Here is a 20,573-nt window from a genome sequence, read left to right as displayed (position 1 = left end):
TCAGTAGGTCGGCGGACGGAGCGCCGCGTAGACCGTGCGGATCAAGGTGGTGATGTCAAACACCGGCAGGCCGGTGGCGTCGTGAATCGCAGCCGCGTACGGGGGCATGTTCGTGCACTCGAGGACGATCGCGCCGACCTGGGGGTGACGCTCGACCATCTCCCTGGCCGCCGCGACGTTCTCCCGGCGGGCCGCATCGACGTCCAGTTCCAGCTCGTTGTCGAGGAGCACCGGGGTGAACGCCTGGCCTCGCTCCAGGCCCTCGATGACGACATTGATGTCCTCGGTGATCCCGGCCCCGGTGAGGTGTTTGGGGGCGAGGGCGCGGCTGTCGACGGTCAGGACGCCCACCGCGCGATCGGGCCCAAGCATTCGCGCGACCATGGGGACGAGCTGGAGCGCGGAGGTGAACACCGGGACGCGGACGGCCTCGGCCAGCTGGCGTTGAAACATCGCAAGGAATCCGCACCCGGTGGTGATCGCCAGGGCGCCGCCGGCCTCAAGCGCGCGGGCGCCCGCAACGAACCCCTCAAGCAGCGCCGGGTCGCCCTCCCGGACCACCCGGGACGGGGACGCGGCGCGCACCTTGTGGTACAGCACGGGGAATGGAAACGTGCCCGCGTGGCCGATGTCGCCCGGGATGCGTGGGAATACGGTGTCGAGCATCAGAATCCCGATCGCGTGGCCGTACAGGTTCCTGCCGCCGCGCACCTTCATGGCGCGCCCCTCCCGAGACCGCCGCTCGAGGCGCGGCGGCGTCGCGTGGTACGCCTCCTATTCGTAGCTTCGGGTGCGGTTCCCTTCGATGCGGACGGCGCGCGCGCGGCGGACAGCGCGTCCCGGCGGTCGAGCACCACCAGCGCGAGCACCGCCCGCTGGCCTTCGTCACGGACGATCCCAAAGCGCGTGAACCACCAGGCGGGGCCGTCCCCGATCCGCACCGCCTCGACTCCGTGGGCCGGGCGGCCCGTCCGGAAGGCCGCGTAGAGCCTGGCTTCCGAGCTCCAGATCGCTTCGGCCGGCGCGCCGATCGTCGCAGTGTGGGGAAACCGCAGCCCCGGAGACGCGGCCCGCCACCTGAGGCGCAGCCTTCCGCCTTCCTCGCGCCACAGCAACCCGTACCCCGTCCAGGTCCGGGTCAGGAGCCACTGCCGGACGGTGAGGCGGATGGGGGCGGCGAACCGCAGCGCCAGTTCCCGGAGCCCGTCCATGGTGAGATCGGTGCGGGCCGCGACCGGCCCGAAGACGCGCGCGGGGAGCAACAGTTCGGCGGCCGCAACCTCGGCGAGTTCCCGTGCGCGCTCGCCGGCCACCCCGGGCGGGAGCAGCGATCGGGCCAGGGCTAGGGCGACGAGGCCGTTCCATTGGGGGGTCCGCGGCAAGATGCGGCGATCGACGACGACCACCCGCTGCCCGGCGGCCTCCTCCACCCGAACGTCCGACGCCTCCCCCACCATCTCCGCCCGGCGGATCTCGCCGATACCGCACCGCGCGGCGCAGCGCTCCGGAGGAAACGGTGGGGTGCGCGAGCGGAACGCCGCGGTCACCGCGCGCGCCCGCCCCACGACCTGGGCGACAATCGGCTCCACGCGCCCCCACTTCGGGCCGCCCGCACGGCGGCCCTGCGACGGGAGCGACGGAGGACCGCCCGGGGGCCGTCGCGGAAGAGAGCGGGAGCCACGGAGAGGAGCTGGTCATGATGCGTAGAGCGGTCCTGGCCTTCTGGATCGGCGTCGCTGTGACCTACATCGTTCTCACGGTCAACGCCTCTTCAACCACCTTCGACGTCGATGTGATCCCCGGAGAGGGGCCGGGGGTCGACGTGGCGGAACGCGTCGACCAGGGGCCTCTCAGCCGGTTGGTGCATCCGGAACTCGGAACCCTCGGCACGGTGCGGTTCTCGAAACGCGGCTGGGGGGTGCTGACGACCTACGGCCAGGACCTCACCGTCACCGCAGCGCGGCTCTCCCAGCAGGCCGGTTCGCCGCTGAGCGTGCGCGTAAGCCTCGACGTCCCGGGGAAGGTGACCGGGACCAACGCTTCGGGTCGGGACGGCGGGGCGCTGGTGTGGAACGAGGTCCCGAAGGACGCCCCGTTGTGGGTGCACACACGGGCGATCAACTGGCCGGTGGTCATCTTCGCCGCGGTCGCGGTCGCGCTGTCGCTGTGGGTGCGCGGAGGCTGACCCCATCCCGTCCAGGGACCGCCGTGCCGGACCGCGAACCGTATAGGCGACGATGTGCGACTTCCTCCGCCCGCCGTTCGGTCTCTGCCCCCGACTCGTGCAGGCGGCGCCTTCGGGTGCGCACCCCGCGCACCGCGGGGAACGGTGGGCTCCCATCGATCCGGCCACGCACATCCGCGCGACCCGGGTGCCTCCGCTGGTCCCCGCGCAGGGCTCGAATCCGTGACCCCTTTCCCTTCCGGGCTGCGGGCGGTCGTCCTCGCGAGCGGCAGCGCGGGGAACGTGCTGTTGCTCGAAGCAGGGTCGACGCGGCTCCTGATCGATGCGGGCCTGTCGGCGGAAGCGATTGAGCGCAGCCTCGCCGAGGTGGGAGTAGCCCCCCCTGCGCTCTCGGCGATCCTGCTGACCCACGAACATGACGATCACGCCAAGGGTGCCGGCCCGCTGAGCCGAGCGTTCGGGATCCCGCTGCACGCGAACGCCGCCACCGTCGCCGCCGCCGATACGGCCCTGGCCGGAGCGACCGTCAGCACGTTTGAGACCGGCCGGCCGTTTGCGGTGGGGGCGTTCGAGATCACGGCCTTCCCGGTCTCCCACGATGCCGCGGAGCCCGTGGGTTTCACCCTGGCGGCGGCGCGCCACCGAATCATGATCGCGACGGATCTGGGCAGCGCCAGCGAAGCGCTCGACCACCACCTTGCGGGGGCCGACCTCGTCATCCTGGAGTCCAACTACGATCTGCGACTGTTGAACGTGAGCGCGTATCCCTGGTTCCTCAAGAACCGGATCCTCGGCCCCCGGGGGCACCTGAGCAACGACGATGCCGCCCGGGCGCTGGCGCGTACGGCGGCCGGCGGTTCACGGGCCGTTTGCCTGGCGCATCTCAGCGAGGTGAACAATCTGGCCTCCCTGGCGCGCGACACGGTGGTGGAGTCGATCGCGCAGGCCCGGGGGGCGATCGGTCGGGTGCTGGCGGTGCCCCCCAACGGCCGGTCCTGTCCAATCGTCCTGGAGTGAGGAGGACGTCATGCGAAAGATCCGGATCACGGCGGCAACCGTCACCTGCGAGGCCGCGCTGAACGCGAGTCGGACCGCCGAGGCCATCTGGCAGGCGCTGCCGATCGAGGGACGGGGCAACACCTGGGGAGATGAGATCTACTTCTCCATCCCCGTGACCTGCGATCCGGAGTCGCCCCGCGAGGTCGTGGAGATGGGCGACCTCGGCTACTGGCCCCCCGGAAGCGCCTTCTGCATCTTCTTCGGGCCGACGCCGGCGAGCCGCGGGAGCGAGATCCGGCCGGCGAGCCCGGTCAACGTCGTCGGACGGGTGGTCGGTGATCCGACGGCCTTCAAAGCCGTGCGCGGATCGAGCAAGGTGAGGATCGAGCGGGTGGAGTGACCCTGCAGCCGAGGATCGACGACACGCTCTTTCGCGTCACCGAAACGGCCGCGCTGCGCCGCGCCGCCGTGCAGATCCTCGCCCACGCGCTGAGGGCGGTCGATGCCTACACCGTCACCGCCCGAGCCGTCCACCGCGAGGAGGACACGCTGCTGGTGAACGGGCACGGCGTGGCACTTCCGCCCGCGGGACGGGTGATCGTGATCGGGGCCGGTAAGGCGTGCGCCCCGATGGCGCGGGTAATCGAAGACCTCCTCGAGGACCGCATCACCGCCGGCCTGATCACGGTACGGACCGGAAACACCGTCCCGCTTCGGCGGATCGTCCTCCGGGAGGCCGCCCACCCCCTGCCTGACGCGGCCGGCGCGGCGGCCGCGGCGGAGATGCTGGGCCTGATCGCGGGGCTCACCCCCCAGGATCTTGTGATCTGCCTGATATCGGGCGGGGGGTCCGCGCTGCTCCCGCTGCCCCGGGAGGGGCTGACGCTGACCGACAAGGTCAAGGCCACCGACCTCCTCCTGCGCTCCGGCGCGGACATCACCGAGATCAACACCGTGCGCAAGCACCTGTCCGGGATCAAGGGGGGCCAGCTGGCCCGGGCGGCGTACCCGGCGCGCCTCCTCACGCTCGTGGTGTCGGACATCGTCGGCAGCCCGCTCGACGCCATCGCCTCGGGGCCTACGGTGCCCGATCCCACCACGTACGCCGACGCGCTCGCGATCCTGGTGAAATACCGGCTCACGGACCGGGTGCCCCCCGCCGTGCTGGCCGTCCTCCGCCGAGGGGTGGGCGGGACCGCTCCCGAGACCCCCAAGCCGGGGGACCCCGCGTTCTCCGCGAGCCGAGTCGAGGTCGTCGCCGACAACGCCACCGCCGCCCGGGCGGCGGTGGCGAAAGCCGAGCAGTTGGGGTTTCGCGCGCTGCTGCTCTCCACCTATATGGAAGGCGAGGCGCGCGAGGTCGGCAAGGCGCTGGCGGGGATCGCCCGTGAAGTCTGGGCCACCGGCCACCCGGTGTCGCGGCCGGCCTGCATCGTGTGCGGGGGGGAAACCACCGTCACGGTCGTCGGCAGCGGCTGCGGCGGCCGCAACCAAGAGGTGGCGCTCGGCGCCGTGCGCGGCCTGACCGGGCTGCCGACCACGCTGCTCGTCAGTTTCGCGACGGACGGGATGGACGGCCCCACCGACGCCGCCGGGGCGGTGGCGGACGGCACGAGCCTGGAGCGCGCGCGCACCATGGGGCTCGATCCGGCGCACTACCTGGCGGAGAACAACGCCTACCCGCTCCTCGACGCCGTCGGCGATCTGATTCGGATCGGCCCGACCAGCACCAACGTCAACGATCTCGTGCTGATCCTCAGCGGAGATCCGGCCGCAGATCGGGCGTTCTGATGGCGGGCCGCCGCCCCGCCGTCCTTAGATCCCCAGATACGCCCGCTTGATCTCCGGGTCGTTCAGCAGGTCCGCCGCCGACCCGGCGCGCACGATCCGACCGGTCTCCAGCACGTATCCCCGGTGGGCGATCTCGAGGGCCTGCCGGACGTTTTGCTCCACGAGCAGCACCGTCACCCCCCGCGCATTGATCTCCCTGATGATGGCGAAGACGTCGCGGACCAGGATCGGCGCCAACCCGAGCGACGGCTCGTCCAGCATCAGCAGGCGCGGCCGGCTCATCAATCCCCGACCGATCGCCAGCATCTGCTGTTCCCCTCCGGACAGCGTCCCGGCCAGCTGGGTCCGCCGCTCTCGGAGTCGGGGGAAGAGGGACAGCACCCAGTCGAGCGTCTCCTGCTTGCGGGCGCGGAGGGGCGGGGCGTACGCGCCCAATTCCAGGGTTTCCAGCACGGTCATGCGCGGCCACAACCGCCGCCCCTCGGGAATCTGCACCAGCCCCGCCTCCACGATTCGGGGTGAGGGCAGCCGGTGGATCACCCGGCCGCCGAAGGTCACCGTGCCGGCCTGGGGCCGAAGCAGGCCGGAGAGGACTCGCATCGTGGTGGTCTTGCCGGCGCCGTTCGCGCCGAGCAGCGAGACGATCTCGCCGTCGTCCACGATCAGCGACACATCCCAGAGGGCTCGGACCTGGCCGTACCCGGCGACGATCGAGTCGACCTCGAGCAGCGCGGCCATCAGTTCGCCCCCAACGGCTGTCCGAGGTAGGCCTCGATGACCTCGGGCAGATTCCCCACCTCGGACGGCAGCCCGTCGGCGATCAGCCGACCGTGATTCAAGACCAGCACGCGGTCGGACAGCGCCATCACGGCCCGCATCACGTGTTCGATCATCACGATCGTGATGCCGCGGGCCTTGATCCGCCGAACGAGCTCCACCGCGCGCTCCGTCTCGGTCGGATTGAGCCCGGCCAGCACCTCGTCCAGCAGCAGGATCGTGGGGCGGGTGGCCAGCGCCCGCGCGATCTCCAGGCGCTTGCGCTCGGCGAGGGTGAGGACGGACGCCGGCACGTCGGACCGGGGGGCGAGGCCCGTAAACTCGAGCACCTCCTCCGCTTCCACCCGCGGGGGATGCGGCAGCCGACCGCCGCTCCCAAAGGCGGCGGGCACCAGCGCGTTTTCCAGCACAGTGAGGTCGGGAAACGGGCGCACGATCTGGTGCGTGACGCAGATGCCGAGCCGGCAGATGGCGTGGGAACTCCACCCCGTAATCTCGCGTTCCCCGCACACGACGCGCCCTGCCGTGGGGCGCATCGATCCACCGATGACCCGGAACAGCGTCGTCTTTCCCGCTCCGTTCGGGCCGATCAGCCCCGTGATCCCGCCGGGGGCGATGCGCAGCGACACGTCTTGGACCGCCTGCAGCCCGCCGAACCGCTTGGTCACCCCGTCGAGGGTGAGTGCGGGCGTCATCGCACCTCCCCCGCGCCGGATCCCGCCGCCCCGGGTCCGGGGGGGAGCATCGGCGACCGCCGAAAGCGCCCGGCCACACCGACCAGGCCTCTCGGCTCAAAGAGGAGGATAAGGATCAAGAGCACCCCGTAGACCAGCAGGTGAAAGGTCGGATAACTCGTCTGCAGATAGTCCTGGACGACGTAGAAAATCACCCCCCCCAGCACCGGCCCCCATAAGGTGCCGAGCCCGCCGATCAGCGCGATCAGCACCAGGCTGATGCTCTGGGTGAAGCTGAACACGGTGTCGGGGTGCACAAACTGAAGGTAGGTGGCGTACAGCCCCCCGCAGGCCCCGACGATGAACGCGCTGAGGGTGTGGGCCATGTTCTTGAACAGCGCGGTGCGCACCCCCAGGGCCTCGGCCGCCTCCTGGTCCATCCGGAGCGCCAGAAGCCCCAGTCCGAATCGCGAGCGGCGGACCGCCGCGGCGACGGCCAGCGCCCCGATCGCGAACATCAGCCCGACCAGGTAGAACCACGCCTTGGACGGCACCGACGTCGGCAGGTTCAAGCCGGAGGCGCCGCCGGTGATCCGGTCCAGGTTGAGCATCAGGATCCGCATCGCCTCCCCAACGCCGATCGTGGCAATCGAGAAGTAGGGCCCCACGAGGCGCAGGGTCGGCACCCCCACGACCAGCGAGAATGCCGCGGCCACGAAGCCGGCCAGAGGGTAGGTGAGGACCGGCGGCCAGCCCGCGAGCCAGAGGAGCGCCGTCGTGTAGGCGCCCAGACCGTAGAACGCCGCGTAGCCGAACGACACGTAGCCGGCGAACCCACCGAGAATGTTCCAGGCGATCCCCTGCGCCACGAACAGAAAGGTCAGGAAGCCCAAGTTGAGGAGCGTGATGTTTCGCGGAAATAAGAACGGGACCGAGGCGAGGAGGAAACCGAGCGCGGGGGCCGGGAGCAGGGACCGGGCGGAGCGCACCATCAGCCCGTGGTCAGGAACGGTTCCCCAGCAGTTGCCCCACTCCGCCGGGCATCACGATGAGCGCCACGACGAGGAGGGCGTAGGCGATCACGTTCTGCAGGCTGGCCCGCATGAACAGCACGGCGTACGATTCCGCGAAGGCGAGGATGGCCGCCCCCACCGCCACCCCCGGGAGATTCTCCAATCCGCCCAGCACGATGATCGTGAAACTCTTGAGTTGGAACGCGCCGCCGAAGTCGGGGTTGAAGCTGAAGAGCAGGGTGAGGAGGCTGCCGGCGAACGCGGCGAAGGCGGTGCCGAGCCCGAACGCCCACGAGCTGATCCGTTCGGTGTCGATGCCCACAAGCAGCGCCGCGGTGGGGTCCTGCACGGTGGCGCGGAGCGCCTTCCCCAGATAGGTATGCCCCAGCGCGAAGTGGAGGATAGAGAGGACACCGAGGGCCACGACAAACACGATGAGGCGCGTGACCGGGATCCGGAAGCCGAATACGGCCAGGGCTTTGTAGGTGTACGCGGTGATGATCGATTGGTCCTCGCCCCCCCAAATCGCCAGGGCGAGGTTTTGGAGGACGAGCCACACGCCGAACAGCAGGAGGAGGGACGCGATCGGCAACGCCCTGACCACGCGCCGGACCAGGACGCGGTGCACCACCCACCCCACGCCGAAGAACACGGGCAGGTTGACAAACGCACCGAGGATTGGGTCGAGGTGCCACTGCTGAAAGTACACCAGGGTCATGAACGCCCCCAGCATCAGGAACCCGGCGTGGCTGAGGTTGATCACTTTCATGACCCCGTAGATAATCGCCAGGCCGTACGACATCACCGCGTACAACCCCGCGGTCAGGAGCGCGGCGATCCCGACCGCGATCAGGTTCTGTGCTGAGAACACGCCGCCCGCCTCGGCCCGCCGCCGCGCTACTGCACGTGCGGCAGGGGGAGGATCGGGTCTCGGGCCTCCGGGAGCTTCTGCGGCCAGATGATGCGGACCGTATTGCCCGGGGTGTTCTGCACCATCACGTACGGAGCCACGATCTGCCCGTCCGCCGTGAAGCGGATGGTGCCGCCCGGCAGGAGCGAGTTGTGCATCACGGTTTTCGACAACGCGTCGCGGACGGCCGGCCCGCCGAGGCTGTGGGCCTCCCGGATGGCCTGGAAGAGCACCCGAGCCGTGTCGTACGAAACCGCCTGGAACCAGTCCGGCACCTGATGATACTGCTTGGTGTACTTGTCGGTGAAGAGCTGGGAGGCCGGGTCCTTCAGCGCGGGGGTCCACCACACCGCCGCCACGAGGTAATCGGCCCCGGGGCCGAGGGCCTGCCGCCCTTTCTGATCCGGGCCGCGGCCACCGTAGGAGACGAACTGATGGTACAGGCCCAGCTGCAGGTACTGCCGGTGCATCGTAATGTAGTCCGGCAGGTGGGCATCGGAGAGGAATGCCTGCGCGTTTGCCGCTTTGACCTGCTGGAGGAGCGGGCTGAAGTCGCTCCCGTTCAATTGAAACGGCTGGTTCAGCACGACCTTGAACAGGTCCGGGTGCTTTTGGGCCTCTTCGACCAGCGCCGTCTCGTAGTCTTTCCCGTGGTCGGTGTTCTCCCACACCAGGGCGATCGTCAAGGGCTTGGGCAGCTTGCCGGCGGCCTGCTGAGCGGTAATGAACTCCACCGTGAACTTGCCCATGTTGTAGATACTGGCCAGCGTGCCGAAGACGTATTTGTAGCCGCGCTTGAAGATCTCCGACGCCGCCCCGCCCCCCTCGACGTACGGGATCTTGTATTGGTCCGGGACAACCTCCTGCGCCTCGACCAACGACGTGTCGTATCCGCCCAGGAGAAAGTTCACGTGCTGGTCGGTCACGAGTTTCTCCACCAGGCTCCGGGAGCGCGTCGCGTCGCTGCCGTCGTCGAGGATCGTGAGGGCGATCCGGTACTTCGCGCCGCCGACGTCCAGTCCCCCGGCCTGGTTGACCTCGTCGACGGCCATGCCGTACCCCTGGCGAAAGTAGGTGCCCGAGGCGACAAACGGTCCGGTGAGCGGGAGTACCGCCCCGATCTTGATCTCCGACACCGCGGGCTGACCGGTCGTCACCAGGCTCAGAAAGAGCGCGGGAACCAGCACCAGCACGGGCAGTCCTCGAAGAAACCGATACACGTCGACACCTCCTTGGCAACCGGCCGCGCGGGCCGCTTCCGCCAAATCTGCGCGGCGGGCGCCCCGTATGTTCCGGTCCCGGCAGACGTCTTCCTCCTCCCGCGGGACCGGGTGGCCCTGGGCGGACCTTCCTTCCGCGGCCCGCGTGCGCCGGCGGGGAAGGACCGCGTTTTGCGCGCGGCGAACTTTCGGGGACGTGGCTATCGAGATCGGGCGACCCCGACCGGGAAGAGGCCGCGGCCGCCTCCCGAGCGCGCGCAGGGTGGGACATCCGATGCGCGTGGCGGCGCTCGGCCTCTCCGCGATCACCCTCCTCTTCATCGCCGCCGCGACCACGCACACCCTCTGGCGCCGGCTGACCCGCGCCGTCAAACCCGAGGAAATCCGCATCACCCTCACCGACACGACGCTGGATCCCGCGGTCATCCTCCTCCACCCCGGCTCCGTCCGGTTCGCGATCCTCAACGCCGGCCGCGAAGACCACACGTTCACGGTGCAGGGAATGGGGGTCGTGGCCCAAGTCGCCGACCTCCCACCGGAGGGCACGGGGAGCCTGGACGTGACCTTCAGCAAACCGGGAACCTACCGGCTGCTCGGAGGGCGCCCGGGGACCGATTCACCGGCCAGCAGCCTCACGGTCCGGCCGTGACCGCGGCGCTCCGGGTCTGCGTGTGCACCTCGGAAGCGGTTCCCTTCGCCAAAACCGGCGGGCTCGCCGATGTGGCCGGGGCGCTCCCTCCCGCGCTGGCGGAGATGGGGTGTGACGTTCGCCTGATCCTTCCGGGATACCGGACGATCGAGCGCGGACGGTTCGGATTCCGCGCCCTCGGCGGCGCGCCGGTTCCCCTCGGCGACGATCGGACCGAGGTGCAGTTCTTCGAGGGCCGCCTGCCGGGGGGCCCGGTCCCCGTGTACCTGATCGCCAACGACGCGGCGTTCGACCGTCAAGGGTTGTACGGTGAGGGGGCCCGGGACTACGCCGACAACCTGGAACGGTTTACCGTCTTCTGCCGCGGGACGCAGGCCCTGCTCCGGCATCTCGGATGGACGCCGGACGTGCTGCACTGCCAGGACTGGCAGACCGCGTTGCTCCCCGTCTGGCTGCGGGTCGAACCGCGCGATGCGGTGTGCGCGGAGACCGGGACCCTCTTTACCGTCCACAACTTGGCGTACCAGGGTCTGTTTCCCGCGGAGCGGCTTCCCGTCACCGGGCTGCCCAGCGACCTGTTCACCCCGCGGGGAATCGAGTTCTATGGAAAGATCAATCTCCTCAAGGGCGGGGTGATCTTCGCGGACCTGCTCAGCACGGTCAGCGAGCAGTACGCGCGGGAGATCCAGACCGAAGAGTTCGGGTGCGGCCTGGAGGGCGTGCTGCGGGAGCGCGCGGACGTGCTCGTCGGCATCCTGAACGGCGTCGACTACGGCGCCTGGGATCCGGCCACGGACCCGCTGATCCCCGCCCGCTTCACGCCGGAGGATCTCACGGGCAAGGCCGCGTGCAAGGAGGAGCTGCGGCGCACCCTCGGGCTTGACCTCGATTCCCGGGCACCGCTGATCGGGATGATCACGCGACTCGCCGACCAAAAAGGCCTCGACCTGGTCGCTGCGACGATTGAAACGATTCTGGGCTGGGGGGCGCAGTTCGCGCTGCTCGGCACCGGTGACCCGGTCTATCACACGCGGTTTCGGAAGATCCACGAGCGGTTCAAGGGACGCGCCGCGGTCACCCTGGGGTTCGATGAGACCCTCGCCCATCGGATCGAGGCGGGGGCCGACCTGTTCCTCATGCCGTCCAGATACGAACCCTCCGGCTTGAATCAGCTGTACAGCCTGCGGTACGGCACCGTCCCCGTGGTGCGGAAGACCGGGGGATTGGCCGATACGATCGTCGATGCCACCCCCGATACCCTCGTCCGGGGGACGGCCAACGGGTTTGTCTTTGAGCCGTACGCTCCGGAGGCGCTGCTGGGGGCGGCCAGCCGGGCGCTTGCCGCGTTCCGCGAACCTGCCGTGTGGCGGCGGCTCCAGTCGGTGGGGATGCGCCAGGACTTCTCCTGGAAGCGCTCCGCCGCCCGCTACGTCGACGCCTACCGGCGCGCCACCCAGGCGCGGGGGGCATCCCGATGAACCCTCCGGCCGATAGTGCATCTCCTTCGAACGGACGAATGCCAGACGGCCGGATCTCGAGCAGAATGGTGAGGGGGTCGATCGCTGCGAAACAGGTCTGAGACTCTGCCGCTTCGTGCACCAATAGCTGACGAAAGGATGTGCGCAGTGCCTGAGCTCCGCAAAGACCCGATCACTCGACGCTGGGTCATCATCGCCACCGAACGCGCGGCGCGTCCGACGGACTTCCCGCAGCAGGAGACGACACCCAACCATTCCGCCTCCTGCCCGTTCTGCGAGGGGCAGGAGGCCAAGACGCCGCCGGAGATCGCGGCGGTGCGGCGCCCCGGCACCCTCGCCAACTCGCCGGGGTGGGAGGTGCGGGTCGTCCCAAACAAATTCCCGGCTCTGCGGATCGAAGGCTCGACCGCCGCGACGATTGACGGAATCTTTGAGACGATGGGCGGCGTGGGGGCGCACGAGGTCATCATCGAGACCCCTCATCACGCCCTCCATCCGGCGACGATGACCCCGGCGCAGCTGGCGTCGGCGATCTGGATGTATCGCGAACGGTACCGCGATCTGGATCGGGACGAGCGCTTCAAATACCTGCTGCTGTTCCGCAATCACGGTCGTTCCGCCGGTGCGTCCCTCAGCCATCCGCACACCCAGCTGATCGCGCTGCCGATCGTGCCGAAGCGGGCGACGGAGGAACTCGAAGGCGCACAGGCCTACTTCGCCCGGGAGGGCCGCTGCGTCTACTGCGACCTCCTCGGCCAGGAGGCGGCGACACAGACCCGGGTGGTCTGGGAAAACGGCGAGTTCGTCGCCTTCGCCCCGTTCGCCGCGTGGTGCCCGTTCGAGTGCTGGCTGATGCCCAAACGGCACGAGGCCGCCTTCGGCAGCCTGACCGAAGCGCAGATCCCCGCGCTGGCGGAAGCCATGCACGACACGCTGGGGCGGCTCTACCACTGCCTCAGCAACCCGCCGTACAACTTCATCATCCACACCGCGCCCTACGACGCGAAGGTGGCCCACTTCTACCACTGGCACATCGAAATCATCCCGCGCCTGTCGCAGGTCGCCGGGTTCGAATGGGGGTCGGGGTTCTACATTAATACGGTCCCCCCGGAGGACGCGGCCCGGTATCTGCGCGAGGTGATCTTCCCCGCCCCCGGCCACCCCGCCCGCGCCGGCTGACGGCCTCCGCACCCACCAAGGGGCCCGGAGGTTTCCGCCGAATCATTCCATCGGGGTCGGCTGACCCCGCACCGGAGCGCCCGGTCGCGGCACCGCGACCGCACCCTACACTCGCCTCCGTTACCCAGCAGCGTCACAGGATCCGCCGGTGCGTACGTCTCGCATACAGGGGAGGGATGTTGGGATGCGAACGTGGCCACACACCTGGTGGGGCGTGGGAGTGGTCGTCCTCGTCCTCGCGGCTGCCGGCACCGGCGTCGGGGCCGCGCCGCCGAGCGGCGGGACGCTGACGGTCGGGCTCGACCAGGAGCCCCCGACGATCGACCCGCAGGCTTCTCCGTCCGCGGTCACCTACCAGATCACCTCGAGCGTCCTGGAGAATCTCTTGTACCAGGGCTTGGACGGCAAGATCGTGCCCTGGCTGGCCACCGCCTACAAGGTGTCCCCGGACGGGAAGTCGTTCACCTTTACCCTCCGCAAAGACGCCAAATTCAGCGACGGGGCCCCGCTCAACGCCGCGGCGGTGAAGTGGAACTTCGATCGGATCGTCGATCCCCACTTCAAGGCCGGCGGGGCGCTCGCCAACCTGACCGGCTACGCGGGCTCCAAAGTCATCGACGACTACACCGTTCAGGTGAGCTTCAAGGATGCCTACGCGCCGTTCCTTTCCTACGCCGCGGGCGGCCCGCTGGCGCTGGTCTCGCCGAAGACGACGCCCACCCAGGGGGACGCCGTCAACCAGAAGCCCGTGGGCAGCGGCCCCTTCCTCGTCACCGAGTATGCGCAGAAAGATCACATCACGATCGCCCGCAATCCGGACTTCAACCGCAAAGAACCCTGGAGCACCCACCAGGGACCGACGTACCTGGACAAGATCGTGTTCAAGATCATCCCCGAGCCGGGGACACGGGTGACCACGATCCAATCCGGGGAGACGCAGATGATCAGCGCGCTGAACACCCCGGCCGCGGTGCTGGCGCGGCTGGAGGGCGACAAGGCCCTGCGGGTAGAGCGCAGCCCCTATCCGGGCGCGCCGCGCATCTGGCTCCTCAACGTCACGCTGGCGCCGACCAACGACCTCAAGGTCCGCCAGGCGCTGGAGTACGGGATCAGCCGCGCGGCGTTCGTGGAGTCCGTGTACAAGGGCCTGGGCAAGCCGGCCTGCGCCCCGTTGACCCAGGCGATGCTGGCCACCCCCGCGCTGTGCGCGGAGTACCCGTACAATCCGCAGAAAGCCGCGCAGCTCCTGGACGAGGCCGGCTGGAAGATGGGGCCCAACAACATCCGGATGAAGGACGGGAAGCCCCTCACGCTCAGCATCAACTCGATCAACTACGGCGGCGGCAACCTCCCGGAGATCGAGCTGCTGCAGGGCCAGCTCCTGCAGCTCGGGGTCGACGCCAGGATCAAGAGCCAGGCCAGGCCGCCGTGGTACGAGGACAACTACCACTGCGCCACCAACGGACCGGTGATGTTCCTGCGGGCCGTCGACTGGGACGGGTTGTACGCGCTGTTCGATTCGGCCAACGTGCACGGCAACTTCAACTGGGCGTGCTACTCGAACCCTGAGGTCGATAAGCTGATCAGCGCGGGCACGGCGGAGTTCGATCCCGCCAAGCGGCGGGCGATCTACGCGCGGATCGAGAAGATCCTGGTCGATCAGGCGGTCACCGTCCCCCTGGTGGACGAGTACTCGGTGTGGGTGCTGCGGGGCAACGTCAAAGGCACCACGTACGACTACTCCGCCTACCCCGTGCTGAGCGACGTGTACATCGCGAAGTAGCCACCCGGGCCGGGGCCGGCGCACCGGCCCCGGCCCCGTCGTGCTCAGGGGCGGGCCGTGACCCGATATATCTCCGCGAGGCTGCTTGTCACTCTTCCGGTCGTCTTCGGGGTGTCCCTTGCCGTGTTCTCGATGTTGTTCCTCATTCCGGGTGACCCCGTCAAGATGATGCTCAGCGAATTCCAGACCAACCCCGAGCAGATCGCGAGAATGCGCGCCCAGCTCCACCTGAACGATCCGTTCGCCATCCAGTACGGCCGGTTCGTCTTGAACGCCGTCCACGGTGACCTGGGAGAGTCGATCCGCGACCGGCGTCCCGTGACCGGGGAGATCCTGGAGGTCCTCCCCTCGACGGTGCAACTCGCGGTGGCCGCGCTCGCGTTCAGCAGCGGCCTCGGGATCTCGCTCGGGATCATCGCCGCGGTCCGCCAGAATTCCTGGATCGACCTGGCCTCGATGATGGTGGCCCTGGTGGGGATCTCGATGCCCTCGTTCTGGCTCGGCCTGCTGCTGATCTTCATCTTCTCCCTCCACCTGGGATGGCTGCCGGCGGCCGGCGGGGGGGGGCTCGATCATCTGCCGCTGCCGGCGCTCGCGCTCGGGATGGGGGCGGCGGCGATCATCGCCCGTCTCACCCGCTCGAGCATGCTCGAGGTGTTGCGGATGGAGTACATGACCACCGCCCGGGCGAAAGGGTTGGCGAACCTCGGGGTGGTGCTGCGGCACGGCCTGAAAAACGCGCTGATCCCGATCATTACGATCTTCGGGCTGCAGTTCGGCAGCCTCTTGGCCGGGACGGTGATCATCGAAACCGTCTTCGGCCGGCCCGGGATCGGCCAGCTCCTGGTGAACGCGATCCTGAACAAGGATTTCCCGCTCGTTCAGGGCGTCGTGCTCTTCGTCGCGGTCGGGTACGTGATGATCAACCTCGCCGTGGACGTCATCTACGCCGCGGTCGATCCGCGGATCCGGTATGGCTGAGCTGGTCATCCCGGTCGCGACCCGCGCCCCGCGCTCCTCGTGGGCCCGCATGCTTCCGCGCGTCCGCCGCCACAAGGGGGCGATGGTCGGGCTGTGCATCGTGATCGCCCTCTTCCTGATCGCGCTCGGACAGGACACGCTTGCGCCGAACAGCCCCACCAGGATCAACATCACCGCGGCGCTCCGCGGGCCCGACACGACACACTGGATGGGCACCGATCAATACGGCCGGGACGTCTACAGCCGGGTCATCCACGGGTCCAGCATCTCTCTGACCATCGGGTTCATCTCGGTGGGGATCGCCGCAACCGCCGGAACGGCCGTGGGGCTTGTGGCCGGGTTCTACGGGCGCGAGGTGGACGGGATCCTGATGCGAATCATCGACGTCATGCTGGCGTTCCCGGGCATCCTGCTCGCGCTCGCCATCGTCAGCGTCCTGGGCCCCAGCCTCCGGAACCTGATGATCGCCGTGGGGATCTCGGGCGTCCCGTATTACGCACGCCTGGTGCGAGGATCGGTCCTCGTCGCCAAAGAACAGCTGTACGTGGAGGCTGCCCGGGTGGTCGGCGTCCCGATCCCGACCATCCTCGTCCGGCACATCCTCCCCAACATCGTCGCGCCGATCATCGTCGCGGCGACGCTCGGGATGGGGAGCGCGATCCTGGCGGCGGCCGCGCTCTCGTTCATCGGGCTGGGGAGCCAGCCGCCGACCCCGGAGTGGGGTCGCATGCTGAGCGAAGGGCGGGACTACCTTCGCGATGCGTGGTGGATTTCGACGTTTCCCGGGATCGCGATCATGCTGACGGTGCTGGGCGTCAACATGCTGGGGGACGGCCTGCGCGACGTGCTCGATCCGAGGCTCCGCATCTAGCGGTTCGCCTTCCCCGCTGGCGGAGCGGCGAGAGATCAAGGAGGAACCCGATGCCGGATACGGTCCTGATCGAAGAGATGACCTGGCCCGAAGTCAAGGATGCCATCGCTTCGGGCAAGCACCGCGTCATCGTGATGCTCGCCGCGATGGAGCAGCACGGGCCCCACCTGCCGATCGGCACCGACACCTACCTCGGCTACGCGACCGGCATCCGCCTCGCCCGCCGGTTGGGGGACGCGCTGGTCGCCCCGGTGGTCACCCTCGGCTACTCGGCGGGACACCTGCCGATGGCGGGGACGGTGAGCATCGAAGAGACCACCTTGGAAGCGGTCATCGCCGACGTCTGCCGGTCCCTCGCCCGCCACGGCTTCCGAGAGATTGTGCTGCTCTGCAGCCATGGGGGAAACTATCGCGCGATCCGGAACGTCCTGGCACGCTTGCGCGACGAGCACCGCGGGATCCGGATCTCGACGATCACCGACTTCGACGAGTGGCTCGAGAACACCAAGAAGTTCGCCGCCCGGGAAGGCCTGGACATGACCCGCCTCGGCGTCCACGCCGCGCAGGGGGAAACGTCCCTGATGCTCGCCCATCGCCCCGACCTCGTGCAGATGGACAAGGCGTGCGAGGGGTTCGTCGGCGATGCGTCGATCCGCTGGCGCTCCAAGGTGCCGCCCCCGATGGACACGATGAGTCCGACCGGAATCCTCGGCGACGCCCGCGGATCGACCGCCGCGCTCGGAGAGAAGATGTTTCAGGAGCGGATCGAGCGCGTGGCGCAGATGATCGAAGCCGGGATCCTGGCGGGTTGATCACCGGTCCCGCCGCAGGGGACAAAGGAGGAGGGTCGGTGTTACCGGCACGTTCGGGATGGACGGTGCTGCGCGCATCCCGGCTGATCGACGGCACCGGAACGCCGCCGGTCGCGGATCCCACGATCGTCGTCCGCGACGGCCGGATCTGCGAGATCGTCCCGGGGGGAGGCGCCGGATCCCGCTGGCCCCCCGACGCCGACGTGTTGGATCTTCGGGGCCAAACGCTCCTCCCCGGCTTGATCGATGCGCACGTCCACCTGGTCCTCCCCGGGGACGGCACCCCGTTTGAGACCACCGTGCGGGAGCCCCAGGGGGTGCTCGCGATCGCCGCGGCGGAGAACGCCCGGCGCGCGCTCGCCGCCGGCATCACCACCCTCCGCGACTGCGGCGGGATGCGGGAGACCACCCTCGACCTGAGGCGCGCCCAGCACCTCGGAGGGGTCGTCGGTCCCCGCCTGCATCTCTGCGGCCGCCCGATCACGATCACCGGCGGGCACTGCTGGTACTTTGGAGGCGAAGCGGACGGCATCGAGGGGATGCGCGCCGCGGTCCGCGGGCTCGTCAAGTCGGGGGTCGACTACATCAAGATCATGGCCACGGGGGGCGGGACGGTCGGCACGATGTCGTGGCGGCCGTCGTACACGGCCGAAGAACTGCGGGCGGCCGTCGAGGAGGCCCACCGGCTCGGACGGCGGGTGGGGGTGCACTCGCTGTGCGGCGCCGCCACCCGGCAGACGTTGGACGCGGGTGCGGACCAGATCGAGCACGCCAACTTCCTGATCGACCCGGAGGGCCGCCAGAAGTTCGAGCCTGAGGTGGCGGACGCCATCGCCCGGGCGGGGACGCCGGTGACCACGACCCTCAGCGTCGGGCACTACGTCATCGAGGCGTTGTCGGCCAAGGACCGCCGAACGCCTGAGGAGCAGGCGACGCTCGAGCGGTGGCGGCGCATGCTGCAGAACAACCTGGATCAGGCCGGACGCCTCCGGGCCGCCGGCGTGCGCCTCATCGCCGGCACGGATGCCGGATGGCGTTTCACGCCGTTTGACGGGCTGGTCGCGGAGATGGAACTCCTGTGCGAAGCGGGGGCCGCGGCGGGTGAGGCGATCGCCGCGGCCACCTCGGCTGCGGCGGACGCGATGGGGATCGCCGCCGAGACCGGCACGCTTCGGGTGGGGCTCGCGGCGGATATCATCTCGGTCGCCGGGGACCCGCTGGCGGATCTCACCGTCCTGCGGCGCCCGGAGATGGTGATGCTCGCCGGTTCGATCGTGCACGGCGGCCCCGGCACCCAGGGAGCGGTCGCGGGGCGATGACGGCGGAAAGCGGAGGGCCCCGCATGCGCACATTGGGATTCGTGGGGTTGGGATCCATGGGCGCCGGCATGGTCGCGCGGCTGCTGAAGGCGGGTCGCACGGTGGTCGGCTACAACCGGACCCGCTTCAAGGCCCAGCCCTTGATCGATGCCGGGATGCAGTGGCGGGACACGCCGCGGGCGGTCGCCGAATCCGCGGACGTGATCTTCACGATGGTTTCAGATACCCGAGCGCTCGCGGCGGTGACGGATGGACCCGACGGCATTCTGGCCGGGCTCGGGCAGGGCCGAGTCTACATCGACATGAGCACCGTCAGTCCGGCGGCGAGCCGGGACCTGGCGACCCGGGTGGCCGAACGAGGGGCGCGGATGCTCGACGCGCCCGTCTCGGGGAGCGTGGTCACCCTGCGGGAGGGGAAGCTGTCGTTCATGGTCGGCGGGGACAAGGCGACCTGCGAGGCGGTCACCCCGATCCTGCTGGACATCGGCCCCAAGGTCACCTACGTCGGCGTCAACGGCCATGGGGCGCTGATGAAAGTGGCGACCAATTTGAACCTGGCCGTGCAGATGCTCGCCTTCAGCGAGGGGATCCTGCTGGCGGAGAAGGGCGGCATCCCCCGTTCCCTCGCGGCGGAGGTCCTTTTGAACAGCGCCATCGCCTCGCCGATGATCCGCTACCGCGGGCCGTTCGTCCTTCGCGACCCCGACGAGGTGCTGTTTACCGTGAATATGATGCAGAAAGACATGCTGCTCGCGCTGGAGATGGGCCGGGCGCTCAACGTCCCGCTGCCCACGACCGCCGTCGCCAACGAGTTCCTGACGGCGGCCAGGGGACTGGGGCTCGCGCACAAGGACTTCGCCGCGGTGTGCGAGGCCCTGGCGCGCCTCAGTGACCTGCCACGATGAGCGGCGCCATCGACGCGCACGTCCACATCATCGTCCCCGAGATCACCTGGGACGCCGCGCACCCCGATCCCTGGCGGCCGCGGGTGGCCCGGGTGGATGGCCGACAGGACATCGAACTCGGCGGCCGGGTCGTTCGGTCCGTGGTGAACGAGTTCGTGCGGGTGGACGCGGTGCTCGAGCATCTCTCCGCCGCCGGCGTCGAGCGGGTCGTGCTCTGCCCCTGGGTCCCGCTCCTCGGGTATCATCTCCCCACCGCCGACGCCCATCGGGCGGGCCGGATCCAGAACGAAGCGCTGGCCAGACTCGTCGAGGCGCGCCCCCACCGGGTCGACGCCCTCGGCACGGTACCCCTCCAGGACCCCGGCGTGGCCGTGCGGGAGCTCGAGCACGCGGTCAGAACCCTCCGGTTGCCCGGGGTGGAGGTCAGCGCCAGTGTGCGCGGGGTGTACCTGGGGGACGATCGGTTCCGGCCGTTCTGGGAGGCCGCGGAGGCGCTGGGCGCCCTGGTCTTCATTCACCCCACCACCAGAGGGTTCGACCTGGCGGTGTTCGAGGAGTACTACCTCTCGAACACCGTCGGCAACCCCTTCGAGACGACGATCGCCGCCGCCCATCTGATCATGGCGGGGGTACTGGAGGCGCATCCCTGCCTGCGGATCCTGCTCGCTCACGGCGGCGGCGCGATCCTGGGCCTGCGGGGGCGGCTCCGCCATGCGCACACATTTCACCCGCAGGCGCGCGCCACCCTCAAGGAATCGCCGGAGGCGTCGCTCAAGCGCTTCTACTTCGACACGGTGACCCACGATCCGGACGTCCTGCGCACGCTGGTCGACTACGCAGGCGCCGACCACGTGCTCCTCGGCTCGGACTATCCGTTTGACATGGGCGTGGAGCGTCCGACCGAGGTGGTGCGGGCGCTCCGCCTCCCGCCCGAGGACGAAGCGAAGATCCTCGGCGGCAACGCCGCGAGGCTGCTCGGCGGCTAAAACGTCCGGGGCCGGCCGAGAAACACCGGCCGGCCCGGCAA

21 protein-coding genes are annotated in these 20,573 nt (G+C 69.3%); 14 read left to right on the top strand and 7 right to left on the bottom strand.

Translation table 11 applies throughout. The features are described 5' to 3' along the window. Together VKV57_15900 and VKV57_15895 are read right to left on the bottom strand one after the other, a co-directional pair. The gene (locus tag VKV57_15900; protein ID HLW61387.1) at positions 1–717 is read right to left on the bottom strand and encodes an aspartate/glutamate racemase family protein; all 717 of its coding nucleotides are present in this window, start codon (positions 715–717) and stop codon (positions 1–3) included. Continuing rightward, complete coding sequence (locus tag VKV57_15895) at positions 714–1,589, bottom strand: hypothetical protein (protein ID HLW61386.1); 876 nt, start codon at positions 1,587–1,589, stop codon at positions 714–716. Before VKV57_15895 ends, VKV57_15900 begins: the two co-directional genes overlap by 4 nt. Positions 1,590–1,696: 107 nt before the next feature. Here VKV57_15895 and VKV57_15890 point away from each other — a divergent pair, with 107 nt between their 5' ends. The 4 genes from VKV57_15890 (at position 1,697) to VKV57_15875 (ending at position 4,975) form a co-directional block, all read left to right on the top strand. Continuing rightward, entirely contained in the window at positions 1,697–2,185 is a 489-nt protein-coding gene (locus VKV57_15890; GenBank protein HLW61385.1) for a hypothetical protein, read from the top strand. Positions 2,186–2,407: 222 nt separating this feature from the next. Beyond that, a complete protein-coding gene (locus VKV57_15885; protein HLW61384.1) occupies positions 2,408–3,202 on the top strand; it encodes an MBL fold metallo-hydrolase in 795 nt (264 codons plus the stop codon). Positions 3,203–3,212: 10 nt separating this feature from the next. After that, positions 3,213–3,584: a cyclophilin-like fold protein gene (locus tag VKV57_15880; GenBank protein ID HLW61383.1), complete on the top strand. Its 372-nt coding sequence runs from the start codon at positions 3,213–3,215 to the stop codon at positions 3,582–3,584. Next, positions 3,581–4,975, top strand: coding sequence for a glycerate kinase (locus tag VKV57_15875; protein HLW61382.1), 1,395 nt, complete (start codon positions 3,581–3,583; stop codon positions 4,973–4,975). The genes VKV57_15880 and VKV57_15875 overlap by 4 nt, the downstream gene beginning before the upstream one ends. Before the next feature lie 24 nt (positions 4,976–4,999). Here the strand turns inward: VKV57_15875 and VKV57_15870 are convergent, their stop codons facing one another. The 5 genes from VKV57_15870 to VKV57_15850 are packed head-to-tail and all read right to left on the bottom strand — an operon-like array spanning position 5,000 to position 9,569. After that, complete coding sequence (locus VKV57_15870) at positions 5,000–5,713, bottom strand: ABC transporter ATP-binding protein (GenBank protein HLW61381.1); 714 nt, start codon at positions 5,711–5,713, stop codon at positions 5,000–5,002. Beyond that, the gene (locus VKV57_15865) at positions 5,713–6,447 is read right to left on the bottom strand and encodes an ABC transporter ATP-binding protein (protein ID HLW61380.1); all 735 of its coding nucleotides are present in this window, start codon (positions 6,445–6,447) and stop codon (positions 5,713–5,715) included. The genes VKV57_15870 and VKV57_15865 overlap by 1 nt, the downstream gene beginning before the upstream one ends. After that, the gene (locus VKV57_15860) at positions 6,444–7,418 is read right to left on the bottom strand and encodes a branched-chain amino acid ABC transporter permease (GenBank protein ID HLW61379.1); all 975 of its coding nucleotides are present in this window, start codon (positions 7,416–7,418) and stop codon (positions 6,444–6,446) included. The genes VKV57_15865 and VKV57_15860 overlap by 4 nt, the downstream gene beginning before the upstream one ends. Positions 7,419–7,428: 10 nt before the next feature. Continuing rightward, the gene (locus tag VKV57_15855) at positions 7,429–8,310 is read right to left on the bottom strand and encodes a branched-chain amino acid ABC transporter permease (GenBank protein ID HLW61378.1); all 882 of its coding nucleotides are present in this window, start codon (positions 8,308–8,310) and stop codon (positions 7,429–7,431) included. 26 nt (positions 8,311–8,336) lie between these two features. Continuing rightward, positions 8,337–9,569 carry an amino acid ABC transporter substrate-binding protein gene (locus VKV57_15850; GenBank protein HLW61377.1) on the bottom strand — a complete coding sequence of 411 codons (1,233 nt, stop codon included), beginning with the start codon at positions 9,567–9,569 and terminating at the stop codon, positions 8,337–8,339. A gap of 274 nt (positions 9,570–9,843) precedes the next feature. Here VKV57_15850 and VKV57_15845 point away from each other — a divergent pair, with 274 nt between their 5' ends. The 10 genes from VKV57_15845 to VKV57_15800 all read left to right on the top strand — a co-directional run bounded on the left by VKV57_15845 (position 9,844) and on the right by VKV57_15800 (position 20,532). Continuing rightward, entirely contained in the window at positions 9,844–10,218 is a 375-nt protein-coding gene (locus VKV57_15845; protein HLW61376.1) for a cupredoxin domain-containing protein, read from the top strand. After that, a complete protein-coding gene (glgA, locus tag VKV57_15840) occupies positions 10,215–11,696 on the top strand; it encodes a glycogen synthase GlgA (protein HLW61375.1) in 1,482 nt (493 codons plus the stop codon). Before VKV57_15845 ends, glgA begins: the two co-directional genes overlap by 4 nt. A gap of 147 nt (positions 11,697–11,843) precedes the next feature. After that, entirely contained in the window at positions 11,844–12,875 is a 1,032-nt protein-coding gene (gene galT, locus VKV57_15835) for a galactose-1-phosphate uridylyltransferase (protein ID HLW61374.1), read from the top strand. Positions 12,876–13,059: 184 nt separating this feature from the next. After that, the gene (locus VKV57_15830; GenBank protein ID HLW61373.1) at positions 13,060–14,658 is read left to right on the top strand and encodes an ABC transporter substrate-binding protein; all 1,599 of its coding nucleotides are present in this window, start codon (positions 13,060–13,062) and stop codon (positions 14,656–14,658) included. 57 nt (positions 14,659–14,715) lie between these two features. Beyond that, positions 14,716–15,639: an ABC transporter permease gene (locus tag VKV57_15825; protein HLW61372.1), complete on the top strand. Its 924-nt coding sequence runs from the start codon at positions 14,716–14,718 to the stop codon at positions 15,637–15,639. Beyond that, the gene (gene nikC / locus VKV57_15820) at positions 15,632–16,510 is read left to right on the top strand and encodes a nickel transporter permease (protein ID HLW61371.1); all 879 of its coding nucleotides are present in this window, start codon (positions 15,632–15,634) and stop codon (positions 16,508–16,510) included. The genes VKV57_15825 and nikC overlap by 8 nt, the downstream gene beginning before the upstream one ends. Positions 16,511–16,560: 50 nt before the next feature. After that, positions 16,561–17,322, top strand: coding sequence for a creatininase family protein (locus VKV57_15815; GenBank protein HLW61370.1), 762 nt, complete (start codon positions 16,561–16,563; stop codon positions 17,320–17,322). A gap of 38 nt (positions 17,323–17,360) precedes the next feature. Then, positions 17,361–18,641, top strand: coding sequence for an amidohydrolase family protein (locus VKV57_15810; protein ID HLW61369.1), 1,281 nt, complete (start codon positions 17,361–17,363; stop codon positions 18,639–18,641). A gap of 23 nt (positions 18,642–18,664) precedes the next feature. Next, positions 18,665–19,546, top strand: a complete 882-nt coding sequence (locus tag VKV57_15805; GenBank protein ID HLW61368.1) for an NAD(P)-dependent oxidoreductase — start codon at positions 18,665–18,667, stop codon at positions 19,544–19,546. After that, positions 19,543–20,532 (top strand): amidohydrolase family protein, encoded by a 990-nt coding sequence (locus VKV57_15800; GenBank protein HLW61367.1) that lies wholly within the window; start codon positions 19,543–19,545, stop codon positions 20,530–20,532. The genes VKV57_15805 and VKV57_15800 overlap by 4 nt, the downstream gene beginning before the upstream one ends. Positions 20,533–20,573 lie beyond the last annotated feature (41 nt).

This window comes from bacterium (assembly GCA_035307765.1).
Lineage (GTDB): Bacteria > Sysuimicrobiota > Sysuimicrobiia > Sysuimicrobiales > Segetimicrobiaceae > Segetimicrobium.
Note: the sequence above shows the minus strand (reverse complement) of the source record. Positions and strands in the feature narration are given on the sequence as shown.